Source organism: Spiroplasma endosymbiont of Othius punctulatus, from assembly GCF_964019505.1.
GTDB lineage: Bacteria > Bacillota_I > Bacilli_A > Mycoplasmatales > Mycoplasmataceae > TIUS-1.
Genome location: NZ_OZ026449.1, coordinates 169570 through 188988, shown reverse-complemented (window position 1 = coordinate 188988; position 19419 = coordinate 169570). Strand labels below are relative to the sequence as shown.

Annotated in this window: 22 protein-coding genes and 1 tRNA gene; 4 read left to right on the top strand and 19 right to left on the bottom strand. The window is 30.4% G+C overall.

The window, feature by feature from the left end; genetic code table 4:
- Positions 1–68 precede the first annotated feature (68 nt).
- Genes AACL07_RS00975 through AACL07_RS00965 form a run of 3 tightly spaced genes read right to left on the bottom strand, consistent with a single transcriptional unit; the run spans position 69 to position 2154 of the window.
- Positions 69–851: an ABC transporter permease subunit gene (locus AACL07_RS00975; RefSeq protein ID WP_338983842.1), complete on the bottom strand. Its 783-nt coding sequence runs from the start codon at positions 849–851 to the stop codon at positions 69–71.
- A gap of 1 nt (position 852) precedes the next feature.
- Positions 853–1560, bottom strand: a complete 708-nt coding sequence (locus AACL07_RS00970) for an ABC transporter ATP-binding protein (RefSeq protein WP_338983840.1) — start codon at positions 1558–1560, stop codon at positions 853–855.
- Positions 1561–2154 carry a hypothetical protein gene (locus tag AACL07_RS00965; protein ID WP_338983838.1) on the bottom strand — a complete coding sequence of 198 codons (594 nt, stop codon included), beginning with the start codon at positions 2152–2154 and terminating at the stop codon, positions 1561–1563.
- Between the two features lie 92 nt (positions 2155–2246).
- Here AACL07_RS00965 and AACL07_RS00960 point away from each other — a divergent pair, with 92 nt between their 5' ends.
- Positions 2247–2441 carry a hypothetical protein gene (locus AACL07_RS00960; protein WP_338983837.1) on the top strand — a complete coding sequence of 65 codons (195 nt, stop codon included), beginning with the start codon at positions 2247–2249 and terminating at the stop codon, positions 2439–2441.
- A 26-nt stretch (positions 2442–2467) separates the two neighbouring features.
- Here the strand turns inward: AACL07_RS00960 and AACL07_RS00955 are convergent, their stop codons facing one another.
- The 11 genes from AACL07_RS00955 to rbsK form a co-directional block, all read right to left on the bottom strand.
- Positions 2468–3562 carry a MupG family TIM beta-alpha barrel fold protein gene (locus AACL07_RS00955; RefSeq protein ID WP_338983835.1) on the bottom strand — a complete coding sequence of 365 codons (1095 nt, stop codon included), beginning with the start codon at positions 3560–3562 and terminating at the stop codon, positions 2468–2470.
- A 164-nt stretch (positions 3563–3726) separates the two neighbouring features.
- Positions 3727–4530: a hypothetical protein gene (locus tag AACL07_RS00950; protein ID WP_338983833.1), complete on the bottom strand. Its 804-nt coding sequence runs from the start codon at positions 4528–4530 to the stop codon at positions 3727–3729.
- A 47-nt stretch (positions 4531–4577) separates the two neighbouring features.
- Positions 4578–4703 carry a hypothetical protein gene (locus AACL07_RS00945; RefSeq protein ID WP_338983831.1) on the bottom strand — a complete coding sequence of 42 codons (126 nt, stop codon included), beginning with the start codon at positions 4701–4703 and terminating at the stop codon, positions 4578–4580.
- A gap of 156 nt (positions 4704–4859) precedes the next feature.
- A complete protein-coding gene (locus AACL07_RS00940; protein WP_338983829.1) occupies positions 4860–7142 on the bottom strand; it encodes a PTS sugar transporter subunit IIC in 2283 nt (760 codons plus the stop codon).
- Positions 7143–7181: 39 nt separating this feature from the next.
- Positions 7182–7487, bottom strand: coding sequence for a PTS sugar transporter subunit IIB (locus AACL07_RS00935; protein WP_338983827.1), 306 nt, complete (start codon positions 7485–7487; stop codon positions 7182–7184).
- 300 nt (positions 7488–7787) lie between these two features.
- Positions 7788–8411, bottom strand: coding sequence for a hypothetical protein (locus AACL07_RS00930; protein WP_338983825.1), 624 nt, complete (start codon positions 8409–8411; stop codon positions 7788–7790).
- A 67-nt stretch (positions 8412–8478) separates the two neighbouring features.
- Positions 8479–8796 (bottom strand): PTS lactose/cellobiose transporter subunit IIA, encoded by a 318-nt coding sequence (locus tag AACL07_RS00925; RefSeq protein WP_338983823.1) that lies wholly within the window; start codon positions 8794–8796, stop codon positions 8479–8481.
- 38 nt (positions 8797–8834) lie between these two features.
- On the bottom strand, positions 8835–10640 hold the full coding sequence (gene lepA, locus AACL07_RS00920; protein ID WP_338983821.1) for a translation elongation factor 4: 1806 nt from the start codon (positions 10638–10640) through the stop codon (positions 8835–8837).
- A 75-nt stretch (positions 10641–10715) separates the two neighbouring features.
- Positions 10716–10988, bottom strand: a complete 273-nt coding sequence (locus tag AACL07_RS00915; RefSeq protein WP_338983819.1) for an HPr family phosphocarrier protein — start codon at positions 10986–10988, stop codon at positions 10716–10718.
- A gap of 1 nt (position 10989) precedes the next feature.
- Positions 10990–12567 carry a PTS transporter subunit IIC gene (locus AACL07_RS00910; RefSeq protein WP_338983817.1) on the bottom strand — a complete coding sequence of 526 codons (1578 nt, stop codon included), beginning with the start codon at positions 12565–12567 and terminating at the stop codon, positions 10990–10992.
- 13 nt (positions 12568–12580) lie between these two features.
- Positions 12581–13495 (bottom strand): ribokinase, encoded by a 915-nt coding sequence (gene rbsK / locus AACL07_RS00905; RefSeq protein WP_338983815.1) that lies wholly within the window; start codon positions 13493–13495, stop codon positions 12581–12583.
- Between the two features lie 108 nt (positions 13496–13603).
- Between rbsK and AACL07_RS00900 the strand changes: the two genes are divergently transcribed.
- Complete coding sequence (locus AACL07_RS00900; RefSeq protein ID WP_338983814.1) at positions 13604–14374, top strand: MurR/RpiR family transcriptional regulator; 771 nt, start codon at positions 13604–13606, stop codon at positions 14372–14374.
- Between the two features lie 36 nt (positions 14375–14410).
- Here the strand turns inward: AACL07_RS00900 and AACL07_RS00895 are convergent, their stop codons facing one another.
- From AACL07_RS00895 to proS, 3 genes are all read right to left on the bottom strand, one after another.
- On the bottom strand, positions 14411–14929 hold the full coding sequence (locus AACL07_RS00895) for a DUF402 domain-containing protein (RefSeq protein ID WP_338983813.1): 519 nt from the start codon (positions 14927–14929) through the stop codon (positions 14411–14413).
- 113 nt (positions 14930–15042) lie between these two features.
- The gene (locus AACL07_RS00890) at positions 15043–15984 is read right to left on the bottom strand and encodes an alpha/beta fold hydrolase (RefSeq protein ID WP_338983812.1); all 942 of its coding nucleotides are present in this window, start codon (positions 15982–15984) and stop codon (positions 15043–15045) included.
- Between the two features lie 9 nt (positions 15985–15993).
- Positions 15994–17421 (bottom strand): proline--tRNA ligase, encoded by a 1428-nt coding sequence (gene proS, locus AACL07_RS00885; RefSeq protein WP_338983810.1) that lies wholly within the window; start codon positions 17419–17421, stop codon positions 15994–15996.
- 117 nt (positions 17422–17538) lie between these two features.
- On the opposite strand from proS, the gene AACL07_RS00880 reads away from it, so the two are divergent.
- Together AACL07_RS00880 and AACL07_RS00875 are read left to right on the top strand one after the other, a co-directional pair.
- Positions 17539–18069 carry a hypothetical protein gene (locus AACL07_RS00880; protein WP_338983808.1) on the top strand — a complete coding sequence of 177 codons (531 nt, stop codon included), beginning with the start codon at positions 17539–17541 and terminating at the stop codon, positions 18067–18069.
- A gap of 70 nt (positions 18070–18139) precedes the next feature.
- A complete protein-coding gene (locus tag AACL07_RS00875) occupies positions 18140–18895 on the top strand; it encodes a hypothetical protein (protein ID WP_338983807.1) in 756 nt (251 codons plus the stop codon).
- Between the two features lie 30 nt (positions 18896–18925).
- On the opposite strand, the gene AACL07_RS00870 is transcribed toward AACL07_RS00875, so the two are convergent.
- Both AACL07_RS00870 and AACL07_RS00865 read right to left on the bottom strand, forming a co-directional pair.
- Positions 18926–19177, bottom strand: a complete 252-nt coding sequence (locus tag AACL07_RS00870; protein ID WP_338983805.1) for a hypothetical protein — start codon at positions 19175–19177, stop codon at positions 18926–18928.
- Between the two features lie 75 nt (positions 19178–19252).
- Positions 19253–19341, bottom strand: a tRNA-Ser gene (locus AACL07_RS00865).
- Positions 19342–19419 lie beyond the last annotated feature (78 nt).

Genomic DNA, 19419 nt, shown 5'->3' with positions numbered 1-19419 from the left:
AATGATATGTTTTTTTATCATTTTGTATACTTAGAGAATTATATTCACAGAGTTTTATTCTGCATTTTTTAAATGTTCATATCCATTTTTTCGAATAACGATCATCCACCAATAAGTGATGGAATAGTTAAAATTATTAATACCAAATATTTTCATAAATATGAATAGTCATTGTTAATTAATATCGTTTTATAGTCCCACAAAGAAGATGGTGTCAAATAGCGCAGGAAGCTAGCAGATATACTGGATACTTCTGACAAAAATCCAAATAATGCAAAAATTAAATTTATTGAAATAAATACAATTGAGGCAATGGAAATCATTCTGATAAGTGAAAAAATCAATACACCAATCGAGGCAATAAACAGCCCATATAAATACATGCCTAGATCTAATTTAAATAACACAAAAAACATATTTGCATCAAAATCTTTATATGAAATCGTGATTAAAAATTGAATAATCATCATTGGAAAAACAACTAAAAATAATGAAACAAACAGATTAATTATTTTAGAAATATAAATTTCGCTTCTTGTTATTGGAAGTGTTAAATAGTTTACGATTAATCCCCTGTTTATTTCGACATGTAACGTAACAAACAACATCACAAATACGTATATAGTTAGCCCTATTATTCCAGTAATGCCATATAGTTTAGAGGTATCAGTCATAATATATATTGCACCCGATACGGATCCGCTGCCATTTTCATTTGATCATTTAAAATCATAAAAATATCTAGTTAGCGCCATTGCCAAAATTACACCAATTAGCAAAATTACAATTGTCGTCAACGTAATAACAAATGTATTTTTAAAATTTTCTTTAAATAATTTAAAAATTTTCATATTAATAATTCTCTCTATTTTCATAAATATTTTCAATTAAGTCATTTAGGTTTTGATATTTATTTTTGACATATTCCATATCTTCATAATAGAAAATTTTGCCTTCTTTTATTACAATTAATTTTTCACAAAAATCTTTCACATCCGATATGTTGTGTGAACACATGATAATAGATGAGCCTTCATTTTTGAGTTCAATTATAATTTTGTTAAATTTATTTTGAATCAAAGGATCCAAACCATTTGTAGGCTCATCGAGTATCAATATTTTTGGTTTAGTCATTAAAGCAGCAATTATTGAAACTTTTTGCTTATTACCTTTTGACATTTTTGATATCTTTTTATTCACATCTAAACTGAAGTAATTTATTAAGTAGCTTAAATATTCATTTTCAATATTATTCTTAAATGTTCTGATAAATCTGAAATAACTTTTTGCAGTTTTGCCGCTAAACAACTTGTCATCTCCAGAAATATATCCAACATTTTGCATCACTTCACTGTGGTCTTTCTTGCTGTCTAACCCATCTATTTTAATGCTTCCAACATCCGGAGTTATAAATCCCATAATTTGCTTAATTAGTGTGGATTTGCCCGCCCCATTTGCACCTATGATACCAATAATTTTGTTTTTCTCAATTAATAAATTAATATCATAATTACCATAATTCTTTGTAATATTTGAGATCTCAATTATATTTTTGTTCATTTATTTTTCTTGTTTAAATGAAATTGAGATAGGAGTTGTAGCTGATGTTACTGTTGTAACCGATCCTTGCGATGCAGCCCTTACCTCCGAAACTAACACAATATCAGCAAAACCATCATCACGTTTAGTTAGTGTTAATTCAGTGTTTATAGATGCTTGTTGGTGACCTCATCCATTATCTGCTCTATGTTGATAATAACCATTAAAAACTATTTTTTTATCATGATTTTCGTCTTTTGCATTAAGTTCCATACTTGGCTTAGTTAGTGGGTTTTTATTTGTTTCATATCTAAAAGTACCATTTGCAGTAACATATTTTGCATTTGCAACAATATAATCATAAGTGAATAGTGGCTCCATAATTTCTAAAGCGTAGTCTTGTGTTGAGCCCAATTTAAATGTTTTTGAATCCGAATGCTCTCCAGCACTTCCTCCAGAACTCACAGAAACTCCACCTAAATTTTTGGATTCAAAGTTAATGTTTGCAAATTCAATTGAATCTAATTCTGAATTGGATTGTAAAATTTCAGCCGTGCTTATTGATGGCTGAATTGATGACGTTGTTAAAAATAATGTAGTTAATAATAATTTCATAATATACCTCCATTCGTACACCATTATTATAGCATTTAATATTTTTTTAATATTAATACCTACGTTGATATAATTAATTTAATGAGGTTCATATGATTCAAGCATTTATAATTTTAGGAGCAATATTTTTCTGTGTACCATTTCTTGTTTGAATGGTTGTTCGTTTTTTAGACAGACAAAGAAGTAGACCGATATATTACAAAAAAAGAATCATTGCCTATACTTTCTTAGGATCATTTCTATTGATGGTTTTATTCTTTACTCTATCAGTTGTTCTTTCAATATAAAAAAATGGATTTTAAAAATCCATTTTTTAATTAAATCTAAATCTTGATCATGCACCAACGAAGTTCATTAAGAATAATTCACCTGGTTGTATTTTTCCAATAGTGTTGTATTGGTTATTTGTATCAGCATAACCATCAACTAAAATGATGTGTAATTCACCTTTATAACTGGCACCGTTGTTGTTAACAATAACAACATCACCTTTGTTGTAAGTTTTTTTACTATCACGAGGTTTGATATCGGCACTAGACCATATTACACGTGACATAGTTGAACGAATAAAGAATTCAGTAATATCTCCACGTCTAAAGTGTTCTTTATAATTTGCAATTTCTTGTTCTGGTTTTGTAATTGACTTATCTCATACAAGACCAAAAGTTATTTCTTCTCTATCAACTTCAGACACTTTTTTTAATTCTTCTTCAGTTGCAAATGCATTCCCAAATAATACATTGTTTATTGTATTACTGTAGAACAAAACTTTTGCTTGACTGTCAACTGGAAGATCTCTACAAAATTCTAAAGTAACCAATTCTTTTTGAACAGCTGCTGGACCTTGGTTACCATTGTGTGAACCAATGAATGCAAGTGTTGATAAGTTTTTGTCTGTATATCTTTTTGTTGATTCTACAAAGAATTCTCAGTTGATTGCAGTATTTTTTTGTGGATAAAAATTATGTCCACCTTGTAGTCTTGTAAGTACCGGTTTGTAATCTAAAACATTATCCACTAACGAATCGTTACCAGACATGTTTAATTGAATATCTAGGTCATAGTCATTATGTGTAAGCGCAGCTAAATCACTTGCTAATGCAGGTGAATCGAAACGAACACTATCAATTCCCATTTCTTTTAATTTTCTAAAGTCATTCATTGGAACATCCAACATTTCAAGTGATGGTAAATGTACATCAGCCAATACATAGTATCCTAATGATTTTGCATATTTAATTGCATCAATAACTTTATCTAAATCTTCTTTTGAGTTTTTCATTAAGTGAATGAAACTAACAAATACAATTTCGTAATTATATTTTTTAGCTAATTCTAAATATTTTTTTGTTTCTTCTAACTTTGCTTTTTCTGGATATATGCTTATTCCAATTTTTTTCTTTTCCATACAATAAATTCCTTATGTTTATATTTTACTATTTTATCTGACAAGTTAATACCCAAATCATAATTGACTAGATAATGCATTGTTTGGTCAGTTAAAAAAACGCCTGCTGGTGCAGACGTTTTTACATTACTAAATTAATAATTTGAGATATTTATCAAATTGTATTATTCAGCTACTCTTCTTGTAAAGAAAGAACTAAATATTGCAGAATTAATAATTCCGTGTTCTGTACCTTGTTCGGTTGGTTCTACAAGAATTTTTACAGCATATTTTTCATTTGCATTCATGTTGTCAAACACTTCTTGTGATAATATTTCACCTGTGTCTACAAGATAAACACTTGTAACTTGGATCTCACGCATAGCAAATCAAAGTGCAGTTTCGGCATTATCTTCATCAAACATGGCATGACCAATCAATTCTCTCATAAAAGATACCCCTACTATATAATTGTCACCACCGAATGATCCACCAACTGGTGCAATTGCTCTACCATCATATTGTTCTAGATCTCCGTATTTATAGTTTATTGTGTAAAAGAATGTCGTTGATCCAAAGACACCATTTTCATTACCTTCTTCTGTTGAAGATAAATCAAAAGTTAATCTAACTTGACCAGCACCACGCGCACCATTTACATCATGGTATTTAGGTACTTTATTTCCATCAACAAGTCTTAAGTTTGTAACTTCAAAGTATTGGCCTTTAATTTCAAGTTGTTGTTCTTTAAAAAATTCGATTACACTTCTAGGTATTTCGCTATTCACTAATGACTCTGGTGATACAACGCCGTATCTTGAGTCAATTTCTAAACTTGAGAATGCATAATCTTTTAAATCAATTCCATTTTCAATATTATAGTTTGATGTTGTTTTATTGATATTTGATTCATTTCCTAAAATAATAGGTGTAGAAATTCCGGTTACAATTAACCCAGTAATCCCCAATAGACTTAGTAATTTTTTCATTTATTTTTCCTTTTTCTGCACTTCCTACCCACCCACCAAGATGTGGACTATGAGCCATCAAGTTCGTTATTAAATTCAGGTAAACTTATCAATGAAAAAACTTCTCAGTTTTTGTTTGAGCCTTTTATTTCATAATTAAAGTTAATTTTAATTTCTAATAACAGATTTTTCATAGTTTTCAAAAATTAGTACATGTTACTCCATATAAATATTATATACCAATAATTTGCATATGATAATTTATTATTGTTTTAAAAAATTAACGATAATTATTTGTATAAACTATTTACGTTAATGAAAACAAAAATGGACCAATGGTCCATTATTTATTATTCAGTTTCTGGTGCACTAGGTGCTTCACTGTTTTGTGCGCTTTGACCGAAGTCAGCAGCAAACATTTTATTTTTTGATTTATTTTTTTCTGCTTTAATTGCTCAAGCATCATGTTTTGCAGCAGCTTTCGCATCACGTTTTGTACGTAGGTCTTCTGCTTTTTGTGCATACACTGTTTGTTTTGCTAAAGCTTTTGTCATCTCTTCTTCTTTACGTTTTTCTAAAACCTCTGGTTTCATACGCTTAGCTCAGAATTCTGCATTAACTTCAACATTATCTACAACTGTTTCACCTTTTGTAATTAACGCTTCATATTTATATTGTGTATCAATTTCAAATTTATGATTTGGATCAACATAATAAAGCATTTCTTGTTTGTATAGTTCTGGGTTATTAGTTCTTAATTTTTTGAAGTATAGTAAGTTATCTAATAATATGAACGGTAAGTACATCATTATATCAATTGCAAATATTATAAATATTGGAATCAACGCTTTTATATCAAGTGTAATTAATACAGATGATAAGAAGAATGGTGCTGTTCACGGTGCTGTTAGATATGGTAATTTAACAACTCCTCATGTCATAAACAGATAGGCAATAATAACATTGACCACCGGTGCAAACATGAATGGAACTATATAGACAGGATTTAATATCAGTGGGTAACCAAAGATTACCGGTTCACTTATATTAAACACTCCAGGAGGAGTTGAATATTTAGCTAACTCTTTTAACTCTTGTCTTTTTGAAAACATTAGAGTCATTACTAATAATGGTAGTGTTGCTCCAGCTCCACCAATGAATGCAAATCCATCGAAGAATGCTCTAGCAAAAATTCCCATTTCTCCAGTTTGGAACGCAAGGTCATAACTGTTTAAACTTGTTACTAATGCTGAGTTAATTCCAAATACCATCAAGAAGATTGGATCGAATACCCCAGCAATAACGTTTGTTCCATGTATTCCAAAGAATCAGAAGAATGAAACAACCATTACGAATAAGATGGCAACTCAGATACCTGAGTCTCCAGTTACCAATCCTAAGAATCAAGATGAGATAAATGAGAATATAGCAGCTGCCATACCAAATGAACCTGATCCTAAGTTTACAACTTGGTAGTTAATAGATAGAATAAATGCTCCACTTTCATCATCAAGAATTGCAGTTAATTTTGTGAAATCATCAAATCCAACGATTTGACCTTTTCCTGTACCCAATGCTTGTCCGAGCCCTGAAACAACACCATCTAATGAATAACTTGATGTCATAATAGCTGAACCAATAGTTGATAATTCTGAGTTTGATTTCCCATCTAAGAATTGAATTAAACCATCAAAAGTTTTTATATCTTTTAATTGTGTAATTAATTCATTACCAAATCAAATTCCAGCTGGAATATCTCCATCTTTTGCATTGGTGTTGATTCCGTCTAAAATATTTGAAAGATATAAATCTCCACCTTTATCTAATGATAAGGTTCAAGATGCTCCACCTTGTACGTATAAGTCACCAGTTACAATGGCTGGCGCAAACACCAATACATTTATTCCTGCGACAATTAATAATGTAATTGCTACGGGCAAGAATACTGCAAATGATTTTCCTACAGCTGGTGGTACACCATCTGGAAGTTTAACGTTAAGAGCTCTTACCTGTGTCAATTTAATAAATATCTCTGCACATAACAGTCCAAAGATAATTGCAGAGATAAGTCCTTTTGCATCCATAAAGAATGCCACTTCTCCCATAGTAGATAAACCAAATCCAGCCATTGAAGTTAAACCTGTAATGATTGGGTTATTATGGTTTCTACTAATTGCTATAAAGTATCCCAATAAGAATGCTGCATATAATGACATCATTCCAACTGTGATTGTATTTATGTGACCAATTGCTAGTCCCATAATTGTTGAAGTTTGACTTCAACCTATTCCTGCATCAAACTTAGCTAAAGTTGCTGCGTCACCAGCTAAGATATTTGTAATATCTGCAGGAAATGCATCTGGGTTTGCAGCTCAAGCTAACATCCCCAATAACGAAACATATCCAGATCCAGCTCCACCAAAAACAATTGCATTAATAAGTACTGATAATGATCCCGCAATAATTAATGGAATCATTGTACCGAACGCATCACGGATAGCACCCATGTGTCTTTGATTTCCTAGTTTACCCATGAATGGAATAATTTTATCATTCATGATTCTCTTAGATTTTTGTCCAAAAGATTCTGGATTGTCTTGTCTTAAATTATCTGTGTTTAATTTATCAGACATGTATTTTCCTCTCTATTTTTTTGTTGTTAAATTTTGTTATTACATTCCTAAAATTTTGTGTGCAAGTTCAACAGCTTTATCACCTTTACCAAGTGCATAAATTTGTGAAGGTATTACTTCAACTGGTATTTTAGTCACGCTTCTGAATTCATTTAAAACATATGAAACTTGAGGACCAATTAAGCAAATATCTCATTGATCAAGTTGCGGTTTCCCCATTGCAGTGCTCATTGCTTCTATTTCATAATCTAACCCGTTTTTACGGCAGTGGTCTTGCATTTTTTTAACCAACATACTTGTTGACATCCCTGCAGAACACACTAATAGAATTCTTAATTTTTTCATTTGTACAATTTCCTTTTGTGAATTAGCATAAGAAAGATATTACCGTCTTATAAGTAGACTTTACTAAAAATATCGCCCCATTACAATATATAATGATATTAATTAAGAGGATTTAAACATGCACCCAATTATTTATTTCTCATTTATCCCTATTTGTATATTTTTACTTTTTATTCTTGTTTCAATGCTTATCGAAAATAAATGAAGATATCGTATTCCATATAAAAATATAATCCTAATTACTTTGGGAATGATCTCAGGTATTTGTGGGATTATATTTACAATTCTGGGGTTTGTACTTTAATATAACTCTTCTGCAAACTTCAAGAATCGTTCAATTTTCTTATTAGTTGCTTCATGTTTTTCTTGCGGGATTATCCCTAGTTCCATTTCTATTTTCATCATTTGAACTTGAAATGAAATCTTTTGTCTTTTTGCATAAACATTTTTAATGTGTCTTTCTAGATAACCGGCAACTGACGCCATACCTGTTGTTAAGTTAAAAAACTTGATGTGAGTTACAGTGTTTGAGTTGTTTGTACTAAATTTAAGTGACCTAATAAATTGTTGATCATTTGCATATCAAATGATTGCAATTTCTTTATTTGGAATTAATGTAGAGACTTTAGAAATAAGTTTATTTGATTTACCACTTGTACGATAATATCCACCATTTGTTAGGTCTTCTGCTTTTAGACTTGCGTGCATACTGCTTGCAGCTTCGCTTAAAAACAATTGAAACACTTCTTGAATTGGTCTTTTTAATTTTTTATTGACTATTAATTTATTTGCACGAGCTCGCTCTTCAGTAACTGATCCATAAATTCTTTTATCAAATTGTTCTTTTAAATTATCAAATTCTAAATCTAATTTATTAATTTCTTCTAGATTAGTAATTGTAGACTTGTATGTATCTTTTGCCATAATGTCCTCGTTTGTTTTTAAAATTTTAACATATAATTTTTCAATAAAAAAAATCACTTTTGGGTGATTATTTTGTTATTTTTTTGTAAACATCTACAAACTCTTTTGCCAATAGCATTATTGTTTGTGTGCTTAATAATTGATCTTCAGCATGCATGAACAGTACTGGGATTTGGAATTTTTCTCCACCAGCTTCAGCTGATACAATATCCATGTGTGCGTGACTTGCTTGATTCATATGTGAATCAGCTTCTGCTAGTGCAGCTTCTGCTTCTTTAAATTTTCCCTCTTTAGCGTGGAATATTGCTTGCATTGCAGAACCTTTTGCATCTCCAGAAAATGCTATTATTTGGAATGATACTTCTTCAAAGTTAATTTTACTCATTTGTTTAGACCTTTCATAATCGTGTCTATATTATACCACTAATCGTCAACTCTTAGTACTGCAATGAACGCTTCTTGTGGGACCTCGACGGAACCAATTTGCTTCATTCTTTTTTTACCCTTTTTTTGTTTCTCTAAAAGTTTTTTCTTACGTGTAACATCACCACCATATAGATAACCTGTTACATCTTTTCTCATTGCTTTTATAGTTTCGCGAGCAATAATTTTTGAACCGATGGCTGCTTGAATGGGTATTTCAAAGTTTTGTCTTGGTAATATTTCTTTTAATTTTTTAACTAATATACTTCCACGACCTTGTGCAAAGTCACGATGAACAATGGTTGATAGCGCATCTACTAAATCTCCGTTCAATAAGATATCCATTTTAACTAACTTAGAAACCCTATTCCCAATGAAGTCATAATCAAATGATGCATAACCTTTTGAAATTGATTTTAGTTTGTTAAAGAAATCAAAAACAATTTCATTTAATGGCATTTCATAAATAAGTGTTCTACGAGTGTCATCAATTACTTCCATATCAATGTAGATCCCACGTTTTTCTTGACACAATTGCATCAAGTCACCAACCGACGCTTCTGGAGTCATTATTGTAGCTTTTACATATGGTTCTTCAATTGTTTTAATTGTTGAAGGATCAGGTAATTGTGCTGGGTTATCTAATTCTAAAACAACCCCATTTGTTTTTGTGATTTTATAAATAACTGAAGGCGCTGTTGCGATTAGGTCTAAGTTGTATTCTCTTTCTAATCTTTCTTGGATTACATCCATATGTAACATTCCTAAGAAACCACATCTAAAACCAGAACCAAGTGATTGTGAAGTTTCTGGTTCATATACAATAGCTGCATCTGACAATGAAATTTTTTCAAGCGCTTCTTTTAGATCTTTATATCTCGCTGTATCAATTGGATAAACTCCACAATATACCATTGGATTTAGCTTCTTATATCCTTGTAGTGGCTCTAAAGTTGGGTTATCAACTAAAGTTACAGTATCACCAACATGAACATCTCTCACGGTCTTGATTGATGCAGCAATTCACCCTACTTCTCCTGCTTCTAAAGAATCTTTTTTAATTTCATATGGTGTTTTAACTCCGAGTTCAACAACATCATATTCAGCTTCAGATTGGACAAAACGAATTTTGTCTCCAACTTTTACACGTCCAGAAAATAACCTAACTGAGACCATTACTCCACGATATTTGTCATAGTACGAATCAAAGACTAATGCTTTTAATGGATCACTATCATTTGCTTCCGCAGGTGGTGGCACTTTAGAAACTATTGCTTCTAAAACGTCTTCAACATTTAATCCAGTTTTTGCAGAGATCATTGGTGCATCACTACAATCAATTCCAATAATGTCTTCAATTTCTTTTTTTACACGATCAGGGTCTGCTGCTGGTAAATCAACTTTATTGATAATTGGTATTATTTCTAAATTGTTTTCTAAAGCTAAATAAACATTTGCTAGAGTTTGAGCTTCGATACCTTGTGAAGCGTCAACAACTAAAAGTGCACCTTCACATGCAGCCAACGATCTTGACACTTCATATGTAAAATCAACATGTCCTGGTGTGTCAATTAAGTGAAACACATATTCTTGTCCATCTTTTTTTGATGTGTATTTTAATTGAACAGAGTTCAGTTTAATAGTGATTCCACGTTCTCTTTCAATATCCATTGTGTCAAGCAATTGTTGTTGCATTTCTCGTTTATCAACTGCACCTGTTAATTCTAAAATTCGATCTGCAAGTGTAGACTTACCATGATCGATATGGGCAATAATTGAAAAGTTTCTAATTCGTGATTTTTCCATATAGTTATCTTACTTTAATGTCTTTGATTAAAGTAAAAAAATAATGAAGACTGACATCTCCATTATTTTTAAATACTAAATTACTTTGATAAACTTGTTTGATTCTAAAAAGCTAACCATTTTTTTCAGTGCATTTACTTCATCAACACCTTTGGCTTCCAATATAAATTCATTGTCTTTTTTCATAGCTAACGAAGTCATGTTTAATATAGATTTAAGATTGGCATTTCTACCTTTAAATAAAATCGTAAACTCAACATTGTACTTTGATGCTTCTTGAGCAATTAATGAACTTGGTCTTGCGTGAATTCCTAGTTCATTAATAACAATACCTTTAACACTTTTCATATTATTGGTTTTCTACTTCAGACGGCACAACGTCTTCTTTAACTTCTTGAGTTATTTTTGCTTTCTTAGATTCCTCTTTTAATAATTCAGCTTGTCTTTTTAGCTCAATATATTTTTCAGGATTATTTTTTCTATCTTTGATTTCATGAATTATTCCATCAACCACTAATGCGATTGCAACAATAATTACTGTTGCTAAGAATATTCATTTACCAACTACACCAGCTGCTGACACGAATGCGGCGGCAGCTGCTAAGAATAAGTAATCTGATTCTGCTCAGTGGAAACCTTGAGTTGCAATTACTTCACCATCTAACATGTTGAAATCAATTGCCATTGCATAGAATACAACTGGAACTATTGAAATGATCAATCCATTTACAAATCCACCAATTAACGCTGCAGGTCATCCACCTTTAACGTTTGCAAAAGTAGCTGCCACTCCTCCACAGAAGAAGTGAACTACAATTCCCGGAATAACTACCGCAGGGAATAGCTCTGCGTTGGCGGAGTTCAACCCAAAGGTTACCCCCAGACCAATTAGACCTGCTGTAAATGAAGCCAAGAACCCTAATAGAACTGATGTCGGTTGGAAATATAATCCAACAGAAACGTCAACTCCCATTTTTGCTCCAGGTATAAATCTTGCAGAAATACCTTCTAGTGCTGGTGCTAATTGACCAACCATCATTTTAATACCCATTACTAACACTTCAAATCCTGCTGTAAATGAAAGTGCATCGATTAATATTTTTGCTGGAATTGATGCGTCTGAATTAAATATTCCGCCAGTTGCTAGTGCATCTTTTCCTTCAACAATTCATACTGGAATATATATTGCAGAGAACAGTACTAACATTGTAAAGAATACAGCAAATGTACCATTTGAGAATATATTTAATCATCCTGGGAATTTTAATTCTTCAGCTGATTTAAATTTGTTTTTTGATAGTTTTCCAAACAACATTCCAGATACTCCACCTAAGAATAATCCAACAGAGTTACCATGACCGATGTACATTTTTTGTTCACCAGTAATTGTTTCCATAAATGGTTTAGATAATGCTGGTGTTACAGTCATATATATTGCTAAGAATATTGCACCAGCTAAGATCATATATCACGCATCAGCTGATAGGTCTAAACCTGCTCATATAAATAATAATGATAAAGCAACAGCTAAGAACAATGTGTGGTGTCCTGTTAAAAATATGTATTTAAAACGTGTTGCACGTGCCAACGTTACATTTAATGCAATTCCGAAGAACATCATCAATGATGCAACAGTCGCAACTTGTGGTGCATTTGAAAGTATTGAACCTGCAAGTGCATCTGAGTTAGGAAGAACACCTTCTGCACCAACTAACAATCCAAATGATTGTGTAAATGCGTTAAGAGTTGTTCCCATTAATGTGGCCCCTGCTCCAAGAGCAAAGAAACCAGCAGCTCCAAGAATGGTTGCAATAACCGTTTCTTTAAACGAGCGCCTAATTAAGATATTTCCTAGAAGCACAAATATAGCAATTAATATCGCTGGTGCCCCAAAGAAATCCTTAATAAAATATAAAAATTCGTTCATAGTTTATTTCCTTTTATTTAAATTTTTCTACATCACTACGAGTAGCGATTGATACTTGCGCACCTGGTTTTGAAACCGTTAACGATGATGCTCTTGATGCAAAATCCAAAGCTTCTTTAATTGCTTTACCAATTGCAATTTCTGATATGTATGACCCAATAAATGTATCACCGGCAGCCGTTGTATCTACTGCTTTTACTTTGTATGCTGATTGTTCAATTGTTTCATTTTTATCAATATAGATTGATCCATGAGAACCCATTGTAACTATCAGTGCAACACCATGTTCTAATACAAATTCTTTCGCTTTAACTTTTAAGTCATTTATATCTTCACCATAAGTTAAACCCATTAATGTGTATAGTTCTGTTTCGTTAGGAACAATTAAGCTACATTTTTTAATTAAGTTTTTGTCTAACACTTGTGCTGGACCAGGATTTAAGACAATCAATTTGTTTTTTGAATGCGCATATTCAATGAATTCTGTAATAAAACTAATATCCATTTCTAATTGAGTTACAACAATGTCGCATTCATCAATCATTTTTTTATGCTCACTTGTCAAACTACCTTTTTTTCATTCAACATTAGAACCAGGAACTAACAATATAACATTGTCTCCATTGTCATCTACAATAATGTTTGCCATTCCAGTGTTTTGTTTATCTCCAACAAAAACCCCTTGAGTCTTTACTCCAGCAGATTTTAAGTTTTCAATTGAACCATGTCCAAATTCGTCATCTCCAACTTTTCCGATCATAGTAACATCAGCGTTCATTCTACCCAAAGCGTATGCTTGGTTAGCGCCTTTACCACCGAAAAATTTGTTCATTTCATACCCCATTAAAGTTTCGCCTTTTAATGGAAGTCTTGGTGATGTAAACACTAAATCAATATTTACACTACCTATTACTAATACTTTCTTCATCTTATTTCTCCCTACTAATATAGTAATACAACCATCAAATAAAACATTATTTTCCAAAACTTTAATTTTATATAAAAAAATTTTCCTTATAATATTTATAGAGGTATTATGAAAATAAATATTAAAGAAGAGCGCCTGACACCTACTGACAAACACATCATTAGGGCCTTAAATAAAGAGTTAGAAAACATTGCAGGCATGCCTATTGAATCATTGGGAAAAGAAATTAGTGTTTCTATCTCGACAATATCAAAGTTTGTTAAAAAGGCAGGTTTTGAAAATTATCGGAAATTCCAATTTTTCTTACAGAAATCTCTTGATCATAAAAACAATCAAGAGATTTACACGAAGATTTCTGAAAGTAAAAATAAAGAAATACTAACAATGAAGAATCATGATTTTTATGCAATTGAAGAAACAAGTAAATTGATTAACAACTCTGATTTAAATCTTGCAATTAAATTAATTAATAAAAGTAAAGTAATCTGATGTTTGGGACACGGAAACAGCTACCTAGCTGCTCTTGATTTTTCTAACTCATTAAACCTAACTGAAAAAATATCATTTACTACAAATGACATCTCTGGTTCAATAAATAGAATAAAAATGTTAAAAGATAGTGGCCTAGTTATATTCTTTAGTGAGCGATTTAATGATAAAGAATATGATTCGTTAATTGAAAATGTATTGTCAAAAAATAAAGTAAAAGTAATTGTGTTTACTGCAAGCAATAAAGTTTTTATCAACAATAAATCTGTTGATGTTGTTATAAACTTTTATGCATTTGAAAGAGAAACAAGAAACACACTAATTAGAAATGTTAAAGTACAACAAATATTTTTAAACAATTTTGTTATATCTAAACTAAATAAATTTTAATAAATGAAAGTTCACCTTAATTTGGTGAACTTTTATTTATTTCTTTTGTACACACTCAGCATATAAATCTTCTATTAGTTTTTGATTAAAGAAACCTTCTTTTTTCTTTATCATTTCTTTTAGTTCATCAATTGTCTCTCAAACAATTTTTACGATTTCTGGACCATACTCTCATTTGATTCTATGAGCATTAAATTCTTTTAAATCCAATATTCTAAATGACATATCTTCATATACTCGAATATCTAAATCGTAATCTATATATTTAATTGTTCCGTCTTCATAAATATATGGAGAAGCTATATTACAGTAGAAGTTTATTCCATTTTCTTTAAACATACAGATGATGTTATATCACTTTTCTTTAAACAATATTCACAGAGCAGGATCTTTAGTTACTCACTTTTTACCATTTTTTTCTGTGATTAAAATATTGTTATTATTCAATATAATGTATTCATCTGTCTCTTTAAATACTATTGGTTTTGCCCAACTTCTGTAAAGTAGTCCATTATGTTTATATGCGTGCACAAGGGTTTTATCGTTTAACTTCATGTAAACTCCTTTGCTTTCCAATATGATTATAACTCATTAACCACCATCTATGTTGAGTTAGGTAAAAAAATGCATACCTACCGTATGCATTTTTTTACCTAAAACTTATAGCTTTATTCTGGTTTTAGTTTTGGTTTTGTAATTGCTTTATTCATAAACATTAATGTTTCTTCCATAACTTTATCTTTTGTTACATCAAATAAAATTTCATGTCTTACATTTGTATATAGTTTCATATCAACATTCAATCCATGTTTCTTAAATTTGTTATATGTCTTTTTAACCATTTTTCCATATTTACCAACCGGATCATCTTTACCAGATACCAACATTATTGGAAGCTCTTTATCAGTTGATTCAATTTTTGATATTGTCTGGTTAAACATTAATCCACTAAATAAATCTTTAAATGCAGAAGAAGTAAACACAAATCCACACAATGGATCTGCTACAAATTTTTCTACATTGTCTTGATCAACACTTAATCAATCACATCCATGTTTCGAATTTTTATATTTTTTATTTAATGGTTTATAAGACAGTTTGTAAATAAAGTCATCAATGTGTTTTTCACCAAATTTCTTTTGGTGTTTTTTAGCAACACTATGACCTACTTTAAGTTCTAATTTTGAATATCAAGAAGTCCCTGAAAGAATAACATTTTTAATTGTTTTAGGGTACAAGATAATATATGTTCTTGCTAAAAAACTCCCCATTGAATGACCCAACATTGAAATCGGTAAATCACCATAATGACTAGAGATAAAGTTGTTTACCATGTGTAGGTCTTCAACCAATTTTGCTCAACCACGTTCTTTTGCAAAATAACCTAAAGGTTGTTGTTGGAGAGCTGCGGTTTTTCCATGACCACGGTGATCATTTGCAACAACTATTCATCCATTTTTATTTAAGTAAGTTGCAAACTCATCATATCTAGCTGCATGTTCACAACTACCATGAACAAGTTGTAAAACACCCTTTGGTTCTTTTACTTCATCTCAAATATATAAATGTAATTCATTATCGTCATTTGACTTTATTTGTAATTCTTTCATTTTTATCTCCTAATAAGCACGTGCAAAATAAACCATTTTGTCTGTTGGTTTATTGCAGTTAAAACATTTTGATTCAACTTGCTCAACACCGTCAGGTATACATCTTGAGTTTGTAGATGTTTTTTTCTTAACATCTTGTTCACATTCTACTTCACAGCAAAATGGAACTAAAACAAAACCAGATTTTTTATTAATAATATCTTGATATTCTTTGATTGTATTTGCTTTGTAAATTCTTTTATCTAAATTATTTTTAGCGATATTGAATATATTTTTGTCATACTCAGCCATTTGTGTAGTTACATATTTTTCAACTTCATCTAACTTAACTGAAACTTTATCTCTTATATCTCTTCTTGAAATTGTTACAGATCCATTTTCTAAATCCCTAGGTCCAATTTCAATTCTTATTGGCACACCTTTAATTTCTGCTTCTGAAATTTTGTAACCAAATGATTTGTCAGTTTCATCAATATTAACTTTGAATGTTTTTTGTAATTTATCTACAATATTTTTTGTAGCTTTTAACACTTCGTCAGTATCTTTAATTTTAATTATTTGAACTTGTATTGGTGCAATTGAACTTGGTAGCACTAATCCATAATCATCTGAATGAGACATTATTATTGCACCAATAATTCTAGTAGATACACCTCAACTTGTTGAATAAGCAAACTCTTCTTTTTGAGACTTGTTTTGGAATTTAATATCAAAACCTTTTGTAAAGTTTTGACCTAAGTAATGTGATGTACCAGACTGTAATGCTTGTCCATCATACATCATGGCTTCAATTGTATAAGTGGCGTCTGCTCCAGCAAATCTTTCATGTTCTGTTTTTTCACCAGTAACAACTGGGATCATTAATTTTTCACGGGCAATTTTTGAATAAACATCTAAAATGTCTTTAGTCATCTTTTTAGCTTCATCAGCATATGCGTGAACAGTATGTCCTTCTTGTCATAAAAATTCAGAACCACGTAAAAATGGTCTAGTTGTTTTTTCTGCTCTCATAACATTTACTCATTGGTTATACTTCAATGGTAAATTTCTATGTGACCTGATTTCATTTGATCAATGATCTGCTATCATAACTTCACTTGTTGGTCTAATAAAAAGTCTTTCTGATAATTTTGTATCACCAGAATGTGTAACTGTTCATAGTTCTGGAGCAAATCCTTCAACGTGTTTTTTTTCTTTCATCATTAGTGATTCAGGAATTAGTAATGGGAAATAAACATTATCAACACCCAACTTTTTAAATTCGGCATCAAATATACTTTTAATGTTTTCTCAAACGGCAAAACCATATGGTTTGTAAATTACTGTTCCTTTTAATGGACCATAATCTATTAGGTTTGAGTTTTTAATAACATCCGTATATCACTTCGCAAAGTCTATGTCACGAGAAGTTATTTTATCCATTTTTATTGATGCCATAGCAACCGCCTTAAACTAATTTATTTATATTATTATAGTTTATTTGCAATAAATATAATAATAATCTTTATACCAAATCCAAGTCTTTTGATTTCAATTAGATATAATCATTCTATTATGAAAGAAAATAAAGTAACCAAAAAATCATTTTTCCGTAACTCAGGAGAAAAGAAAATTCTAAGACACGCCAAAGAAAATGATGTTAAAAGTTTTCTTTTTTACACTGATGTTCAAAATACTATTTTTATTTTAGAAAATGGAATTAATCCAGTAAACAACATCAAAGATAAAATACACACTGAATATATTGTTTGATCATATTTTGAACATAGTGAATCAATTGGTTTGGAGTTTGATAATTCAAGTAGATCTTCTTTTTGAAATTGAATTGACGAATCAAAAGCTGATATCAAAAAAATTGTTGTTATTGGTTTAGACCCAATTACATTAAGTGATGTTACAAAATACGATTGATCATATGATAATAATTCAAAGGCATTTGCAATCAATGAAGTAATTGATGTAAGTGCCATCAAGTGAATAATGGTTAAAGACAAAGTTGAATTCAATAACATTAAGTTACGTGTGGAATCTTTAAACTTGTCTATCCGTGTTTTTTTAGGAGATAGCGGTTCTGCAATTGAATAAAATATAAGTACACATTATCTAATAGCAATAAATAAAAAGAGTATTATTTTAGTAGATGGAGACCAACAATATGATTTTATATGCAGCATTAACAGCGTCAGATTGAATAACTTTATTTTCAGCTTTGGCTACCCTATTGATTTCAATTGTTTCTGGGGTCTTTGTTATCAAGTTTAATATTTGATCAAAGAAAAAAGAAGAAGCAGCTGAAATTGCCAAAAACGAAGATAAATTATCTGAATTAAACAGACAATTTCAAACTGATATCTTTTCAATCAATAGCGATATCACTAAAGAATCAATCCACGTTTTAGATGAATCATTTAGAACAAACATTGCAAAAAATAAAGCTAAACAAAAGTTTTCAAAAAATACTAAAGACGACATCGAAGAACTACACGAACGTGTTTATAGATCAAGATTAGAATTAGCGTCATTAATTGAAAGACATATTTATAAGTTTAAAAATATCTTGCGTGAAAAAGAAATGCTTATAACTCAATACTACAAACACAAAATAATAAATGATGAATATGTTAATTCATATCCTGATACAAATAGTGAAATAATTTACAAATGTAATCTATGTCAACAAATAATAGACATAGACGGCGAATGAAAAAAATATTTAAAACTATCAAATGTGTTCACCAAAGAAGTTAAAGACCTAGCAAACATAGAAGTAGATTTTACAAAACAACTTGAACAATTTGTAGATGACTCAAACAAACTAGAACAACTAATTGGTTATGGAATAATATTGTCTAAAGATTTTAAATTTTATTTAAAAGATGAATTTATAATGTTTCATACAGATTGCTTTTAAAAAAACTATTCATGCGAATAGTTTTTTTGTTTAAACTTTTAATAATTTTTTTATTTCAATTCAATCAATTTCTGAAACAGGAATATAAATATGTCCATCGAAATATAAGTTTCAGATATTGTCATCTGTTTCATCATTAACTTCTTCTATATAAATAATTTTATCTAAATTAATTATTGATCCATTGGTTGGTTGTTTTGCATTAGATAAAGTTGATTCTTCATCTCCAGAACTTCTATAGAAATAGTTTACAGTTTGTCTTTCTTTTAATTTATAAAACATATAGTCTCCTTGTATTTAGAATAATTATACTCCGATAAAAAAGAAGTCCTTTAAGACTTCTATAATATTCTATAATGGCGGATTGAGAGAGACTCGAACTCTCGCGCCGTTGCCGACCTAACACCTTAGCAGGGTGCCCTCTTCACCAACTTGAGTATCAATCCAACTCTCAAATATTATAGCAATGTTATCAAAGATTTAAAAATACTTTATATTTACATTATATAAATAATTATATTTTC